Annotated in this window: 14 protein-coding genes; 10 read left to right on the top strand and 4 right to left on the bottom strand. The window is 74.4% G+C overall.

What is annotated here, in order from left to right:
* The first annotated feature begins 70 nt into the window (after window positions 1–70).
* The 6 genes from IF61_RS0128185 to IF61_RS36655 all read left to right on the top strand — a co-directional run bounded on the left by IF61_RS0128185 (window position 71) and on the right by IF61_RS36655 (window position 6379).
* Window positions 71–1261, top strand: a complete 1191-nt coding sequence (locus IF61_RS0128185; RefSeq protein ID WP_030369355.1) for a 4-hydroxybenzoate 3-monooxygenase — start codon at window positions 71–73, stop codon at window positions 1259–1261.
* A 54-nt stretch (window positions 1262–1315) separates the two neighbouring features.
* On the top strand, window positions 1316–2056 hold the full coding sequence (gene pcaH, locus IF61_RS0128180) for a protocatechuate 3,4-dioxygenase subunit beta (RefSeq protein WP_078660569.1): 741 nt from the start codon (window positions 1316–1318) through the stop codon (window positions 2054–2056).
* Complete coding sequence (gene pcaG, locus IF61_RS0128175; RefSeq protein WP_030369353.1) at window positions 2056–2595, top strand: protocatechuate 3,4-dioxygenase subunit alpha; 540 nt, start codon at window positions 2056–2058, stop codon at window positions 2593–2595. Before pcaH ends, pcaG begins: the two co-directional genes overlap by 1 nt.
* Before the next feature lie 43 nt (window positions 2596–2638).
* Window positions 2639–4030 (top strand): FAD-dependent oxidoreductase, encoded by a 1392-nt coding sequence (locus IF61_RS0128170; protein ID WP_030369352.1) that lies wholly within the window; start codon window positions 2639–2641, stop codon window positions 4028–4030.
* Between the two features lie 212 nt (window positions 4031–4242).
* Window positions 4243–4380 (top strand): hypothetical protein, encoded by a 138-nt coding sequence (locus tag IF61_RS36065; RefSeq protein WP_157848702.1) that lies wholly within the window; start codon window positions 4243–4245, stop codon window positions 4378–4380.
* Between the two features lie 10 nt (window positions 4381–4390).
* Window positions 4391–6379 (top strand): asparagine synthase-related protein, encoded by a 1989-nt coding sequence (locus IF61_RS36655; protein WP_030369351.1) that lies wholly within the window; start codon window positions 4391–4393, stop codon window positions 6377–6379.
* Window positions 6380–6441: 62 nt separating this feature from the next.
* Here IF61_RS36655 and IF61_RS33655 read toward each other — a convergent pair whose 3' ends face one another.
* Complete coding sequence (locus tag IF61_RS33655) at window positions 6442–6801, bottom strand: hypothetical protein (RefSeq protein WP_157848701.1); 360 nt, start codon at window positions 6799–6801, stop codon at window positions 6442–6444.
* A 385-nt stretch (window positions 6802–7186) separates the two neighbouring features.
* Between IF61_RS33655 and IF61_RS0128150 the strand changes: the two genes are divergently transcribed.
* Window positions 7187–8077 (top strand): nitroreductase/quinone reductase family protein, encoded by an 891-nt coding sequence (locus IF61_RS0128150; protein WP_030369350.1) that lies wholly within the window; start codon window positions 7187–7189, stop codon window positions 8075–8077.
* 19 nt (window positions 8078–8096) lie between these two features.
* Here the strand turns inward: IF61_RS0128150 and IF61_RS0128145 are convergent, their stop codons facing one another.
* A complete protein-coding gene (locus IF61_RS0128145) occupies window positions 8097–8633 on the bottom strand; it encodes a MarR family winged helix-turn-helix transcriptional regulator (protein WP_052393121.1) in 537 nt (178 codons plus the stop codon).
* 127 nt (window positions 8634–8760) lie between these two features.
* Here IF61_RS0128145 and IF61_RS0128140 point away from each other — a divergent pair, with 127 nt between their 5' ends.
* Entirely contained in the window at window positions 8761–9828 is a 1068-nt protein-coding gene (locus IF61_RS0128140) for an alkene reductase (protein WP_030369348.1), read from the top strand.
* On the opposite strand, the gene IF61_RS36060 is transcribed toward IF61_RS0128140, so the two are convergent.
* Together IF61_RS36060 and hemE are read right to left on the bottom strand one after the other, a co-directional pair.
* Window positions 9807–9980 (bottom strand): hypothetical protein, encoded by a 174-nt coding sequence (locus tag IF61_RS36060; RefSeq protein ID WP_157848700.1) that lies wholly within the window; start codon window positions 9978–9980, stop codon window positions 9807–9809. The genes IF61_RS0128140 and IF61_RS36060 overlap by 22 nt on opposite strands.
* Window positions 9981–10027: 47 nt before the next feature.
* Window positions 10028–11092: a uroporphyrinogen decarboxylase gene (gene hemE, locus IF61_RS0128135; RefSeq protein ID WP_030369347.1), complete on the bottom strand. Its 1065-nt coding sequence runs from the start codon at window positions 11090–11092 to the stop codon at window positions 10028–10030.
* Window positions 11093–11182: 90 nt separating this feature from the next.
* On the opposite strand from hemE, the gene IF61_RS0128130 reads away from it, so the two are divergent.
* Together IF61_RS0128130 and IF61_RS0128125 are read left to right on the top strand one after the other, a co-directional pair.
* Window positions 11183–11896: a DUF3000 domain-containing protein gene (locus IF61_RS0128130; protein WP_030369346.1), complete on the top strand. Its 714-nt coding sequence runs from the start codon at window positions 11183–11185 to the stop codon at window positions 11894–11896.
* A 701-nt stretch (window positions 11897–12597) separates the two neighbouring features.
* Window positions 12598–13260 carry a response regulator transcription factor gene (locus IF61_RS0128125; RefSeq protein ID WP_030369345.1) on the top strand — a complete coding sequence of 221 codons (663 nt, stop codon included), beginning with the start codon at window positions 12598–12600 and terminating at the stop codon, window positions 13258–13260.
* Window positions 13261–13342 lie beyond the last annotated feature (82 nt).

Genomic DNA, 13342 nt, shown 5'->3' with positions numbered 1-13342 from the left:
ACCGCCCGCCCGGGACGCGCGCACGCCGAGGACGCGTACGGCGCTCGCTCTCCGGGGAGGTTGCCCGCACATGCGTACCACCGTCGGCATCATCGGGGCCGGCCCGGCCGGCCTGCTGCTCGCCCGGCTGCTGCACCGGGCGGGCGTGGACTGCGTCGTCCTGGAGACCCGCGACCGCGCGTACGTCGAGCGGCGGCAGCGCGCCGGGATCCTGGAGCAGGGTTCGGTGGACATCCTGCGGGAGTGCGGCGCGGGGGACCGGCTGGACCGCGAGGGGCTGACCCACCGCGGCTTCGAGCTGCGCTTCGAGGGCGAGGCGCACCGGGTGGACCTGCCGTCCCGGACCGGCGGCCGGACGGTGACGATCTATCCGCAGACCGAGGTGGTCAAGGACCTGATCGCCCTTCAGCTGGCCGGCGGGCCGCCGCTGCTGTTCGACACGCGGGTGGTCGCCGTCGAGAAGGCCGACGGCGAGCAGCCGCTCGTCCGCTTCGTCCGGGGAGGACAAGGGGGGCGGGGCGGCCAGGAAGGCACGCTGGAGTGCGAGTTCGTGGCGGGCTGCGACGGCTCGTACGGCGCTTCCCGGCGTGCCCTGCCCGCGGGCGCGGTGTCGATGCACGCGCGCACGTACCCGTACTCGTGGCTCGGCATCCTCGCGGACGTGCCGCCCTCCAGCGACGAGCTGCTGCTCGCCGGCCACGAGCGGGGCTTCGCGCTGCACAGCATGCGCTCCCCCGCCGTCTCACGGCTCTACCTGCAGGTGCCCAACGGCACCGATCCCCGCGACTGGCCGGACGACCGCGTCTGGGACGAGCTGGACGTCCGGCTGGCCGCCGGGAACTGGCGGCTGCGGCGCGGGCCCGTCCTCGCCAAATCGGTGAGCGGCCTGCGCAGCCAGGTGATCGAGCCGATGCGGTACGGGCGGCTGCTGCTCGCGGGGGACGCGGCGCACATCGTGCCGCCGAGCGCCGCCAAGGGCCTCAACCTGGCCTTCGGGGACGTCGTCACCATGGCCCGGGCGTTCGCGCACTGGCACCGCACCGGCTCGGCCGCGCTCCTCGACCGGTATTCGGACAACTGCCTGCGCCGCGTGTGGCAGGCGCAGTTCTTCTCGCACGAGCTGACGACGATGCTGCACGCGGCGCCGGGCGCCGACGCGTACGACCGCGCCATGCAGCTGACGTGGCTGCGCCGGGTCACGGGCCCCACGGCGGCCGCGGCCGAACTGGCCGAGAACTATGCGGGCGCACCGCTGGTCTGACCTGACGGCAGGCCGGGCGGGATCACCGGGGGCGCCCCGGGGTAGATCAGGTCCATGGCCCTCTCTGAACCCGCACCGCGTCCCGCGCAGGAACAGATACGCCCAACGGACTCCGGGGACAGCGCCTTCGCCGCCGCAGCGCGGGCCGTCGCCCTCCGGGCTCCCCTCCGGCCGGCCGTGCCCGTGCCCATGCCCGTCGCTCCCGGAACCGCCGAGCTGAGCGGTCCCGTCTTCGGGACGGCCGACGTCGGGCCCCTCGACCACGACCTCACCCGGCAGCACCGCGGCGAGCCGGTCGGCGAGCGCATCGTCGTCGCCGGGCGGGTCACGGACCGCCGGGGCCGTCCCGTGCGCGGCCAGCTCGTGGAGCTGTGGCAGGCCAACGCCGCGGGCCGCTACGCCCACCCCCTCGACCGCCACCCCGCCCCGCTCGACCCCCACTTCACCGGCGCGGGCCGCTGCCTCACCGACGGCGACGGCCGCTACCGCTTCGTCACCATCCGGCCCGGCGCCTACCCGCTGGGCGGTGCGAACGACGCCTGGCGCGCCGCCCACCTGCACTTCTCGCTCTTCGGCACGGCGTTCACGCAGCGGCTCGTGACCCAGATGTACTTCCCCGGCGACCCGCTCCTGCCCGACGACATCATCCGGAACGCCGTCAGCGACGCGGCGGCCCGCGCCCGGCTGGTCAGCGCCCTGGACCGCGCGCTGGGCGAGCCCGGCCGCTCCCTCGGCTATCGCTGGGACATCGTCCTGGACGGCCCGTCCGCGACCTGGACCGAAGGGGCCCGCTGATGCTGCTGCCCCCCACCCCGTCCCAGACCATCGGCCCCTACTACGGCACCGCCCTGCCCTTCCCGGGCGGCGGCGACGCGGCCCCGGCCGGGCACCCGGCCGCCGTGACCCTGCACGGCCATGTCCGCGACGGGGAGGGCGCGCCCGTGCCCGACGCGCTCCTGGAGTTCTGGCAGGCCGCCCCCGACGGCTCGCTCGCCGGCGCGCCGGGCAGCCTGCACCGCGACGGGGAGACGTTCACCGGCTGGGCCCGCGTGCCCACCGACCGGGACGGGCACTACGTCCTGCGCACGCTGCTGCCGGGCGGCGCGCCGTACCTGGCCCTGTGCGTCCACGCCCGGGGCCTGGACCGGCACCTGTTCACCCGGGTGTACGTCACCGAGCCGCCCGGAGACGCGCTGCTGGCGGCGCTGCCGGCGGACCGGCGGGCCACGCTGCTGGCGCGGCCCGAGGCCGGGCGGCGGACCGCGTACCGCTTCGACGTGCAGCTGCAGGGGGACGGCGAGACGGTCTTCCTGGACTGGAGTGCCGGAGACTGAGCGGAGACCGGGCGACCGGGACCGGGGAACGGGAGGAGCGGACATGGCCGCACAGCGACTGGTGGTCGTCGGAGGCGACGCGGCGGGCATGTCCGCCGCGTCCCGGGCGCGCCGGCTCAGGAAGCCGGACGAGCTGGAGATCGTCGCGTTCGAGCGCGGCCGGCACACGTCATACTCGGCGTGCGGCATCCCGTACTGGGCGGGCGGCGTGGTCGGCGGCCCGGACGCGCTCGTCGCCCGGACGCCGGAGGAGCACCGCGCCCGCGGCATCGACGTACGGATGCGCACGGAAGTGACCGGGCTCGACCTCGACCGGCAGCGCATTCTCGCACGCGACCTGGAGTCCGGTACGGAGCGCTGGCACGGCTTCGACCACCTCGTCCTCGCGACCGGCGCCCGCCCCGTCCGGCCGCCCCTGGAGGGCATCGACGCCCCGGGCGTGCACGGGGTGCAGACCCTGGACGACGGCCGGGCGCTCGTCGCCGCGCTCGACGGCGGCGCGGCGGACCGCAGGGCGGTGGTGGTCGGCGCGGGGTACATCGGCGTGGAGGCCGCGGAGGCGCTCGTCCGGCGCGGCTGGACGGTGACGGTGATCGAGCGTTCCGCGCAGCCGATGTCGACCCTCGACCCCGACATGGGCGCGCTCGTGCGCGAGGCCATGACCGGCATGGGCATCGAGGTCGTGACGGACACCGAGGTCACGGCCGTACGGACCGGCCCGGACGGCCGGGTCCGCGCCATCGTCACCGCCGCCCGCGAACACCCCGCCGACGTGGTCGTCCTCGGCCTCGGCGTGCGCCCCGGGACGGCGCTCGCCCGTGAAGCGGGCCTGCCGCTGGGCACCTCGGGCGGACTGCTCACGGACCTGGCCATGCGGGTGCGCGGCCACGAGAACGTCTGGGCGGGCGGCGACTGCGTGGAGGTCCTCGACCTCGTCTCCGGCCGCACCCGCCACATCGCCCTCGGCACGCACGCCAACAAGCACGGGCAGGTCATCGGCACCAACGTGGGCGGCGGCTACGCGACGTTCCCCGGCGTGGTGGGCACGGCCGTCAGCAAGGTCTGCGACCTGGAGATCGCCCGGACCGGCCTGCTGGAGGCCCAGGCGCGGGCGGAGGGCCTGCGCTGCGTGACGGCCACCATCGAGTCCACGAGCCGCGCCGGCTACTACCCCGGGGCGCGCCCGATGACGGTGAAGATGCTCGCCGAGCACGGCACGGGGCGGCTGCTGGGCGTGCAGATCGTGGGACGCGAGGGCGCGGCGAAGCGGGTGGACGTCGCGGCGGTGGCCCTCACGGCCCGCATGACGGTGGATCAGATGACGGCTCTGGACCTGGGCTACGCCCCGCCGTTCTCACCGGTGTGGGACCCGGTGCTGGTGGCGGCCCGCAGGGCGGCGGCGGCCGTCAAGGACGCTCGGGGACAATCGAGTTGACGGGCGTGAGATTCAGGTGGATGCCCGCCTGCGGGCTGATGACGCGGGCGGGTCGTGGTGCGTATGCGCAATTCCGCGCCACGCGAAGGTCGGGCAAACTCACCCGATCGTGCGTAAGGCCGGATACTTGCGCATCACGGAATTACGGCGCGATGCTGGCAATAGTCCCCCAAAGGGAAGCCTGAATACCGGTCAGGACCGAGGTGGATCCCGTGGACGAGAAGAAGACCGTGGACGAGAAGAAGACCTGCGAATCGCCCGGGCTCGTCGAGACCGGCACCTTCGAAGAGGACACGCAGGGCCGGCGGGGGGACTTCCGGGACGGCCCCTCCGGCCGGCGCGACCGGTAAGGACAGCGGGGTGTCCGGCTGCGGTGCGCGCTGGTTCGCGGTGCTGCCCGACAGCGAAGCCGGCAGCCTCGCGGCCGGGCTCCTGCGCCCCCTCGCCGCCCGGTCCGTCCCCCATGCGTCGGGACGGCCGTGGCTGATGGGCCACTGGAGCACGGACGAGATCGTGGTCGGCGCGGCGGGCGGCGCGAGGCTCGCGGTGATCGGCCAGTGCCCGGTCACCGCGGGCCGGCTGAACCGGCTGGCCGCGGGGCTCGGCGAGAGCGTGGCGCGCCTGGACCGGATCGGCGCGGCCCTGCCGGGGAGCTTCCACGCGGTGGCCGTGGCGGGCGGCATGCTCCGGGTCCAGGGCAGCGCGTCGGGGCTGCGGAGGGTCTTCTTCGCGCCGTTGGCAGGCACCGTCGTGGCCGCCGACCGGTGCGACGTCCTGGCCCGCCTGACCGGAAACGGTCTGGACCGGCAGTGGCTCGCGGCCCGGCTGCTGAACCCGCCGCTGCCGCATCCCGTGGCCGACATGCCGCCGTGGCAAGGGGTCCGGGCGGTGCCGCCGGGAGACTGCCTGCTGATCGGGGCCGGCGGGCGGAGCCGCACCGCACGCTGGTGGACTCCCCCCGAGCCGGAACTGCCCCTGTCCCGGGGCGCCCCGCTCCTGCGCGACGCGCTGGCCACGGCCGTGGCGTTCCGCATCGAGGCCGCAGGGGCCACGGGGACGGCAGGGGCTGCCGGGGCGGCGAGGACTGCCGGATCCGCGGGGGCCGGAGGGGCTGCAAGGGCCGGAGGGGCCGAGGGGCCGCCCGGCACCGGCATCGGCATCGGCATCGGCATCGGCATCGGCATCGGCATCGGCATCGGCATCGGCTGCGACCTGTCCGGTGACCTGGACTCGATGTCGCTGTGTTTCCTCGCCCACCGGCACCGGCCCGGCCTGACCACGGTGACCTGCACGGGAACCGACCAGAGCGACGACGACGCGGCATGGGCCGGCCTCGCCACCCGCGACCTGCCCGGCGCCCGGCGGCTCGTCGTGACGCCCGGGCAGCGCCCCCCGCAGTTCGCGGACCTCCTGCGCCCCGCCGGCACGGACGAACCCAACCCGGGCCTGCGCAGCCAGGCCCAAGTCCTCGCGCTCTCCGGGCTCCTGGCGGCCGAAGGCTGCCGCGTACGGCTCAGCGGGCACGGCGGCGACGAGGCAGTGCGGGCACGGCGCGCCTACCTCCACGACCTGGCGCGCAGCCACCCGCGCACGTGCTGGCGCCACGCACGCGCCCACCGGATCCTGCGCCGCCGGCCCACCCGCTCCGTCCTGGACCTGCTGCTGGACCGCCGGGACTACCGCACGTGGCTCGGCGACCAGGCCGGCGCCCTCCTCTCCCCGCCCGGCCCGGACGGCCCGGCCGGCTGGGGGCCGGACCTGCGCATGGTGCCGTGGGCCACGGCGGAAGCCGCCGAGGCGGCCCGCGCCCTGCTCGGCGCGGCCGCGGCGGACGCGCGCCCGCTCGCCGGCTCACGCGGCCGGCACGAGGCCGTCATGCTGGCGCAGACCGCCGGCCGCCGCTCCCGGATCGACGGACAGGTCGTGGCGGGCGCCGGCCTGACCGCGGCCTACCCCTTCCTCGACGACCGCGTGCTGGAGGCGTGCCTGGCGGTGCGCCTGCACGAGCGCGCCACCCCCTGGCGCTGCGACCCCCTGCTGGCGGAGGCGATGCGCGGCCTCGTCCCCGATGCCGTACTGCGCCGCACGACGGAGCCGGATTCCGGCGCGGAGGTCTCCGAGGGGTTCCGCCGCCACCGCACGGAACTGCTCGCCCTGTGCGACGACCTGCTACTCGCCCGGTACGGCATGGCCGACGCCGGCCGTCTGCGGGCCGCCGTCGCCGAGGCGTGCACGGAAGGCGCCGTACGCCCCGCGCTCGTGCACACCCTCTCCACCGAGGCGTGGCTGCGCTCGGCGGCGGGGGTCCGCGCCCTCCCCGTGCGGTCCGCCGCCGAGCGCGGGCGCTGACCGCTCACACAGCGGTGCGCCGCGAGCGGAAGAACCGCTCACGGCGCACCGGTGTCAGATTGTCACTGCCACTGCTTGATACAGGCCGTGGGCACCCAGCCCTCGTGCCCCGCGTAGCCCAGGAGGACCCAGCTGTTGTCCTTCTTCCCGCAGAGGTTGTAGGACTGGCCGCTCAGGCCGGTGCCGGTGGAGTCGCAGCCGCGGCCGGACTTGCCCTTGGGGAGCAGGCCGACGGCGGTGGCGTTCAGCTTCCTGTCCGTGCGAATCTTCACGCTCTCCAGCGCGGTGAGCTTGCCGTAGGTGCAGTACGAGGCGTCGGCGGTCCGCACGTCGGCCGCGGTGGCGACGCCGCCGGTCAGGGCTGTGGTGCCGGCGAGAACGGCGGCGGTGACGGCAGCGGCCGCCAACTTCCTTATGTGCATGATGATTCCCCGTCGTGGTCGGTAACGGTGATCACCACGCTATCCAGGCATGAGCATGACATGCAAAGCGAGCGGTGACGCCCGGACGATCTCCGGCTTTGACGCGGGCCGGGCCCTGCGGTTGTAATGGGCGACGTGGCGCGTGGCGCCGGCCAAAGAGAAGTGGGCCGGCCGGCAGCCGGGCGACCACCCGTTGTTGCAGGGGTACTTCCCATGAACTCGCGTTCCGCAGGCTGAGCCTGACGCGGGCGGCGTGCTCGTACGCGTACGCCCCGGCGCTCCGCGCGCCCTGTCTCCTCACCCCCTCCGCCTCGCGCGGATCCCCGACTTCAGGCATTCCCGCGCACGTTGACGCGGTCCTGCATTTTCCGGAGAGCCCACACACATGTCTTCCTTCAATCAATCCGTCATCGATGAGTTCCGCGCCAACGGCGGAAAGGTCGGCGGCCCGTTCGAGGGCGGCGACCTGCTGCTGCTCACCACCACGGGCGCGAAGTCCGGCACGGAGCACACCACCCCGCTCGGCTACGTACGCCATGACGGACTGGTCCTGGTCGTCGGATCCAGCATGGGAGCGCACCGGCACCCCGCCTGGTACCACAACTTGCTGGCCCACCCGCTCGTCCAGGTGGAGATCGGGACCGAGCGGTACGGGGCGGTGGCGGTGCCCGCCGAAGGGGAGCGGCGCGACCGGCTGTTCGCCCACGCGGTGCGCGCGGCGCCGGGGTACGGCGATTACCAGGCGAACACCCCGCGCGTCCTGCCGGTCGTGATCCTGGAGCGCGCCGGGGAGGACGCGCCGGCCCCGGTCAGGACGCTCGCCGACAAGGTCATGGAGGTCCACACCTGGCTGCGCGCGCAGTTGGAGCACGTACGCGACGAGGTCGACGCGCACTTCGCGGCGCCGGGAGGCGAGACGGCGGCGCCGGGACCGGGGCTGGGGCTCCAGATCCGACAGCACTGCCTGGCGTTCTGCCAGTCGCTGGAGTTCCACCACACCAGCGAGGACCGGCATCTGTTCCCCGTGATGGAAGCCCATCACCCGGAACTCGGCGCGGCCTTCGAGCGGCTCCGGGCGGAGCACCGGACCGTGGCGCGGCTGCAGCAGGAGCTGGGCGCGCTGCTGGCGGACATCGCCGTCGCCGATCCCGTACGGTTCCGCGCCGAACTGGAGCGGATGTCGGAGAAGCTGACGGCGCACCTCGCCTACGAGGAGGAGGTCCTGCTGCCGCCGCTCGCCGGGATTCCGTTCCCGCCGCAGGCCCCGAAGCCGTAGCGGCGCGCCGAGAGCGCAGTCAGCACCCGGTGAGGTTGTCCTCCAGGTGTGCCAGGAGCCTGGCCAGCTCGCTCCGGTCGTCGTCGCCGAGGCCGGCGAGCGTGCGCTCCTCCAGCTCCTGCCACACCTGCCCCACCTCCTTGCGCAGGGCCTCGCCCGCCTCGGTGGTCGCGACGATGACGGCGCGGCGGTCGGCGGCGCACGGTTCCCGGGTGACGAGGCCGGCCTGCTCCAGCCGCTGGACCATGCGGGTCACGGTGGAGGGGTCCAGGCCCAGCAGCTTGATCAGTTCGGACTGGCGCTGGGGGCCGGCCTCCCACAGCCGCATCATCAGCAGCTCCTGTCCCGCGTAGAGACCGAGGCGGCGCAGCAGGTTGCCCGCGGTGATGCGGTGGGCGCGGGCGACGCGGGCGATGGCGTGACTGACCTGCCCCTCGCCTCCGGGGCACAGCCGGGCGCCGGCGGCTCCGTCGGCGCAGGGAGCATCGGCGGCTTCGGCCACTCCGGTCGTTTCGGCGGCACAGGGGCCGGGGGCGTCGTCCGGGGCGTCGGTCATGAGCGGGCTTCTTCCATGGGCGGTCCGGGGTCTCTTCCCTCTCATTATGTTGGCCAGCCAAGCAATGCGCTACAGTGCCTCTCGAGCCGATTGCTTGGTCGGCCAATGATTTGTGGAGGGGACCGTCATGACCACCGCTTTCGACCCCATCGACCTCGCCGGCACCCGGCTCGCCAACCGCATCGCCATGGCGCCGATGACCCGCAGCCGCGCCGGCGAGGGCGGCACCGCCACCGAGCTGACCGCCGAGTACTACGCGCAGCGCGCCTCGGCCGGCCTGATCATCACCGAGGGCGTCCAGCCCTCCGCCGTCGGGCAGGGCTACCCCTGGACCCCGGGCCTGCACAGCGCCGAGCAGGTCGCCTCCTGGCGCAAGGTCACCGACGCCGTGCACGCCGCGGGCGGCCGGATCTTCGCGCAGCTCATGCACACCGGCCGCATCGGCCACCCGGTCCTGCTGCCGGACGGTCTGGTTCCGGTGGGCCCGTCAGCGATCGCCGCCGAAGGCGCCCACTTCACCCCCGAGGGCATGAAGGACCTCGTCACTCCCCGGGAGCTGACCGGCCCGGAGGTACTCGCCACCATCGCCGACCACGCCGCAGCCGCGCGCAACGCGATCGAGGCCGGCTTCGACGGCGTCGAGGTGCACGGCGCCAACGGCTACCTGGTCCAGCAGTTCCTCGCCTCCAACGCCAACCGGCGCACCGACGAGTGGGGCGGCAGCGTCGAGAACCGCATCCGCTTCGCCGTCGAGGTCGTCAAGGCCGTCGCCGCCGAGATCGGCGCGGAGCGGACCGGTCTGCGGATCTCGCCCGCGAACACGCTCGGCTCGATCGCGGAGACCGATACCGAGGCGACGTACACCGCCCTGGTCGACGCGATCGAGCCGCTGGGCCCGGCCTACCTGCACGTCATGGAAGTCTCCGGCATGCGCGAGCTCACCCTCGACCTGCGCAAGCGGTTCTCCGGCACCCTGGTCCTCAACGCCTTCACCGACGGCCCGACCGGCCCGGACGCCCTCGCGCTCATCGAGGACGGCACCGCCGACGTCATCAGCTACGGCACACTGTTCCTCGCCAACCCGGACCTGCCAGCCCGCCTGAAGGCCGGCGGCCCGTTCAACGCCGCCGACCGCGCCACGTTCTACGGCGGCGGCGCGAAGGGCTACACCGACTACCCGGCGCTGACGGACTGACGGCTGACGCGTCGGCAGCCGGCGAGCCCGCACAGCGCTGACGGGGCGTCGTACACCTCGCGGGCGGCCGCCTCCGGCCGCCCGCTCGTCGCGCCGCCGCTTCCTTCGGGCGCGGTCACCACGGCCGAACCCTGCGCGATGTGCGCGGGCACCCTGTGTGACCTGATGCGAGCGCCGGGCCGGTGGCTGACAGGCGCGGTCAGCGGGCCGTGCGCTCGTGCACGTACTCCACCAGGCGCGTCAGGGCCTCCGGGTCCGTGTTCGGCAGGACGCCGTGGCCCAGGTTGAAGACGTGGCCCTCCAGGCCGGACGCCGCGTCCAGCACCTCCTGCGCCTTCGCCTCGACCGCGGCGCGCCCGGCGAAGAGCACGGCCGGGTCGAGGTTGCCCTGGAGGGCCTTGCCCGGGCCGACGCGGCGGACGGCCTCGTCCAGCGGGACGCGCCAGTCGACGCCGACGACGTCCGCGCCGGCCTCGCCCATGAGGCCGAGGAGCTCGCCCGTGCCGACGCCGAAGTGGATGCGGGGCACGCCGTGGTGGGCGACCGCGTCGAAGACCTTGGCGGAGGCCGGCATGACGAAGTTGCGGTACTCGGCCGGGGCGAGGGCGCCGGCCCACGAGTCGAAGAGCTGGACGGCGGAGGCGCCGGCCCGGATCTGGACGTCGAGGAAGGCGGCCGTGATGCCCGCGAGGCGGTCGACGAGGTCGGCCCAGAGCTCCGGGTCGCCGTACATCATGGCCTTGGTGTTCTCGTACGTGCGCGAGGGGCCGCCCTCGATGAGGTAGCTGGCGAGCGTGAACGGCGCGCCCGCGAAGCCGATCAGCGGCGTCGCGCCGAGCTCGCCGATGAGCTGGCCGACGGCCTCCGTGACGTAGGGGACGTCGGAGGCGTCGAGCGGACGGAGGCGCTCCAGGTCCGCGCGGGTACGGACGGGCTCCGCGACGACCGGGCCGACGCCCGGCTTGATGTCCAGGTCGATGCCGATGGCCTTCAGCGGCACCACGATGTCGCTGAAGAAGATCGCGGCGTCGACGTTGTGCCGCCGGACCGGCTGCAGGGTGATCTCGGTGACCAGGTCGGGCCGCATGCAGGAGTCGAGCATCGGGATGCCCTCGCGCACCTTGCGGTACTCGGGGAGCGAGCGGCCCGCCTGCCGCATGAACCAGACCGGAGTGTGGGGCACCGGCTCGCGCCGGCACGCCCTCAGGAACGCCGAGTCGTGTGCGGCGGTACGGCCTGTCTGCTGCTGGCTGCGCTCACTCATGCCCCAAATCTTCGCACGGGCCGAACGAGTGACCCGCCCGTGTGGGTGTCCTACCCGGAACCGCGCGTCGTTCCGCCTAGTCTTCCGGGCATGGCTGCGGCGCAGGGACACCTCTCGGACGGTCCGGACGACGCGGATGGGGAGGACTCCCCGTCCGTCTTCCGGCAGGCGGTCGCCGGGCTGCAAGGAGTGCGCCTGCGGCCGGAGATCGAGCTCGACGCGACGCCGCCGCCCCAGCGGCTCGCCCCCTTCTCGTACGCGCTGGAGGCCGCGGTCGTCGTCGACGACCAGGAATTGGCCGACGGCCGGCTGATCCTGCTGCACGACCCCGCCGGGCACGAGGCCTGGGGCGGCACGTTCCGGCTCGTGACGCTCGTGCACGCGGACCTGGAGCCGGAGATGGCGGCGGACCCGCTGCTTCCCGAGGTCTGCTGGTCCTGGCTCACCGGCGCGCTCGAAGCGCGGCGCGTGCCGTACGCGGCGCCGAGCGGCACGGTCACGCGGGCCGGGTCGCACTACTTCGGGGGCCTCGCCGAACGGGAACCGTCGACGCGCATCGAGATCCGGGCCTCCTGGTCGCCGGTCCCGCCGGCGGCCGCGAAGCCCGTCCGGGCGGTGCGGGGCGGCAAGGGCGGCGGCCCGGCCGCGGAGCCGCCGGAGGAGCCCGGGGTGCCGGACACGGCGGCGCACCTCGCGGCGTGGTGCGACCTGCTGTGCCAGATCGCGGGCCTGCCGCCGGGCGGCGCCCCCGATGCCGGGGTAGTCACGCTCCCCCAGCGCAGGGACCCCCAGAGCCGCCGCTAGCGCTGCGCGCGCTTTCGCCGTACGGGGGCGAGGCGAGTCCGGCACCGCCGGATACGTCCGCTGTGGCTGATCACCGCTGCGGCGGATTCAAAGGGGCCGGCCCCTTCACCGCCGAACCGGCGGCGCGGCCGGTCCCAGTCGGTCAAGGATGCCCCGCATCCTTGAAACCGCCGCGAGGGCGCTCAGCCGAAGCGGCGCTGTCCGGCGGTGCCGTACGGGCTCAGGAAGCTCGGCGCCGCCGAAGACATCCGCTGTGGCTGATCACCGCTGCGGCGGGATTGAAGGGGCCCGTCCCCTTCACCACCGAGCGCGGCCGGGACCGGCCGGTCCCGGATGCCCCGCATCCTTGAAACCGCCGCCGCGGCGCTCAGCCGCAACGGCGCACCCCGGCGGTGCCGGACCCACCCGAACCCCTACGGCACCGCCGAGCCCGCGCAGCGGACGCGGCGGCGGAACGGTCACCCGGATGCCGTATCCATGACCGATTCCGCCCGATCCCCCGCACCGTTTCGGTCGGCAACCTGATCGGTTGCCGACCGTTCGCATCCGAATTGCCCGAATTGTTACTCACCAATTCGTGATCATTCCCTAAAGCCGGGACGCTTCGGTGCCGAAGAGGCTTGTGACCCTTCCCATACGGATTACCCCGGCTTACCCCCAAAGCCGGACCCGTCCCCCCGCCACTCCCCCCTGGAGGCTTGGTGTCCGTTCTCCTCGAGCAACCTGCGAGCCTCGCCTACCGCCCCAACAAACCGACGGCCATGGTCGTCGTCGCCGACCCCCGTGTCCGCTCCACCGTCACCCGGCACCTGTGGGCGCTGGGCGTGCGGGACGTGATCGAGGCGTCGTCCATCGCGGAGGCCCGCCCCCGCGTCGGCAACCCGCGCGACATCTGCGTGGCCGACGTCCACCTCCCCGACGGCTCCGGGCTCACGCTCCTGTCCGAGACCCGTGCCGCGGGCTGGCCGAACGGCCTGGCCCTGTCCGCCGCCGACGACATCGGCGCCGTGCGCAACGCCCTCGCGGGCGGTGTGAAGGGCTACGTCGTCACCGGCACCCGCACCAACCTCGGCGTCCCGGGCCGCCCCGGCGCCGCCCCGATCGGCTCCGCGGCCGCTGCCCGGCTGCACCGCCGTCCGCCCGGCGCCCCCGGCCACCCCGGCGGCTACCGCGAGCTGTCCGGCCGCGAGGTCGAGGTGCTGCGGCTGGTCGCGGAGGGCCAGTCCAACAAGGCCATCGGCGTGTCCATGGGGCTGTCGGCGCTCACCGTCAAGAGCCACCTCGCCCGGATCGCCCGCAAGCTCGGCACCGGCGACCGGGCCGGCATGGTCGCCGTCGCGCTGCGCACCGGCATCATCCACTGACGCCCGCGCCCCCGGCCGCACCACACCACCCCCTTTCCCCCTCACAACCCCCTCTCCCCCTCCCCTCCCGCCCCCTCTCCCC

This window comes from Streptomyces roseoverticillatus, assembly GCF_000719265.1.
Classification (GTDB): Bacteria; Actinomycetota; Actinomycetes; order Streptomycetales; family Streptomycetaceae; genus Streptomyces; species Streptomyces roseoverticillatus.
This window is presented reverse-complemented; position numbering and strand designations above follow the sequence as displayed.

What these genes read in the sequence shown, in the direction of transcription:
- IF61_RS0128185 (WP_030369355.1), top strand. Translation starts at nt 71, where the DNA reads ATGCGTACCACCGTCGGCATCATCGGGGCCGGCCCGGCCGGCCTGCTG.
- pcaH (WP_078660569.1), top strand. Translation starts at nt 1,316, where the DNA reads ATGGCCCTCTCTGAACCCGCACCGCGTCCCGCGCAGGAACAGATACGC.
- pcaG (WP_030369353.1), top strand. Translation starts at nt 2,056, where the DNA reads ATGCTGCTGCCCCCCACCCCGTCCCAGACCATCGGCCCCTACTACGGC.
- IF61_RS0128170 (WP_030369352.1), top strand. Translation starts at nt 2,639, where the DNA reads ATGGCCGCACAGCGACTGGTGGTCGTCGGAGGCGACGCGGCGGGCATG.
- IF61_RS33655 (WP_157848701.1), bottom strand. Translation starts at nt 6,801, where the DNA reads ATGCACATAAGGAAGTTGGCGGCCGCTGCCGTCACCGCCGCCGTTCTC.
- IF61_RS0128150 (WP_030369350.1), top strand. Translation starts at nt 7,187, where the DNA reads ATGTCTTCCTTCAATCAATCCGTCATCGATGAGTTCCGCGCCAACGGC.
- IF61_RS0128145 (WP_052393121.1), bottom strand. Translation starts at nt 8,633, where the DNA reads ATGACCGACGCCCCGGACGACGCCCCCGGCCCCTGTGCCGCCGAAACG.
- IF61_RS0128140 (WP_030369348.1), top strand. Translation starts at nt 8,761, where the DNA reads ATGACCACCGCTTTCGACCCCATCGACCTCGCCGGCACCCGGCTCGCC.
- hemE (WP_030369347.1), bottom strand. Translation starts at nt 11,092, where the DNA reads ATGAGTGAGCGCAGCCAGCAGCAGACAGGCCGTACCGCCGCACACGAC.
- IF61_RS0128130 (WP_030369346.1), top strand. Translation starts at nt 11,183, where the DNA reads ATGGCTGCGGCGCAGGGACACCTCTCGGACGGTCCGGACGACGCGGAT.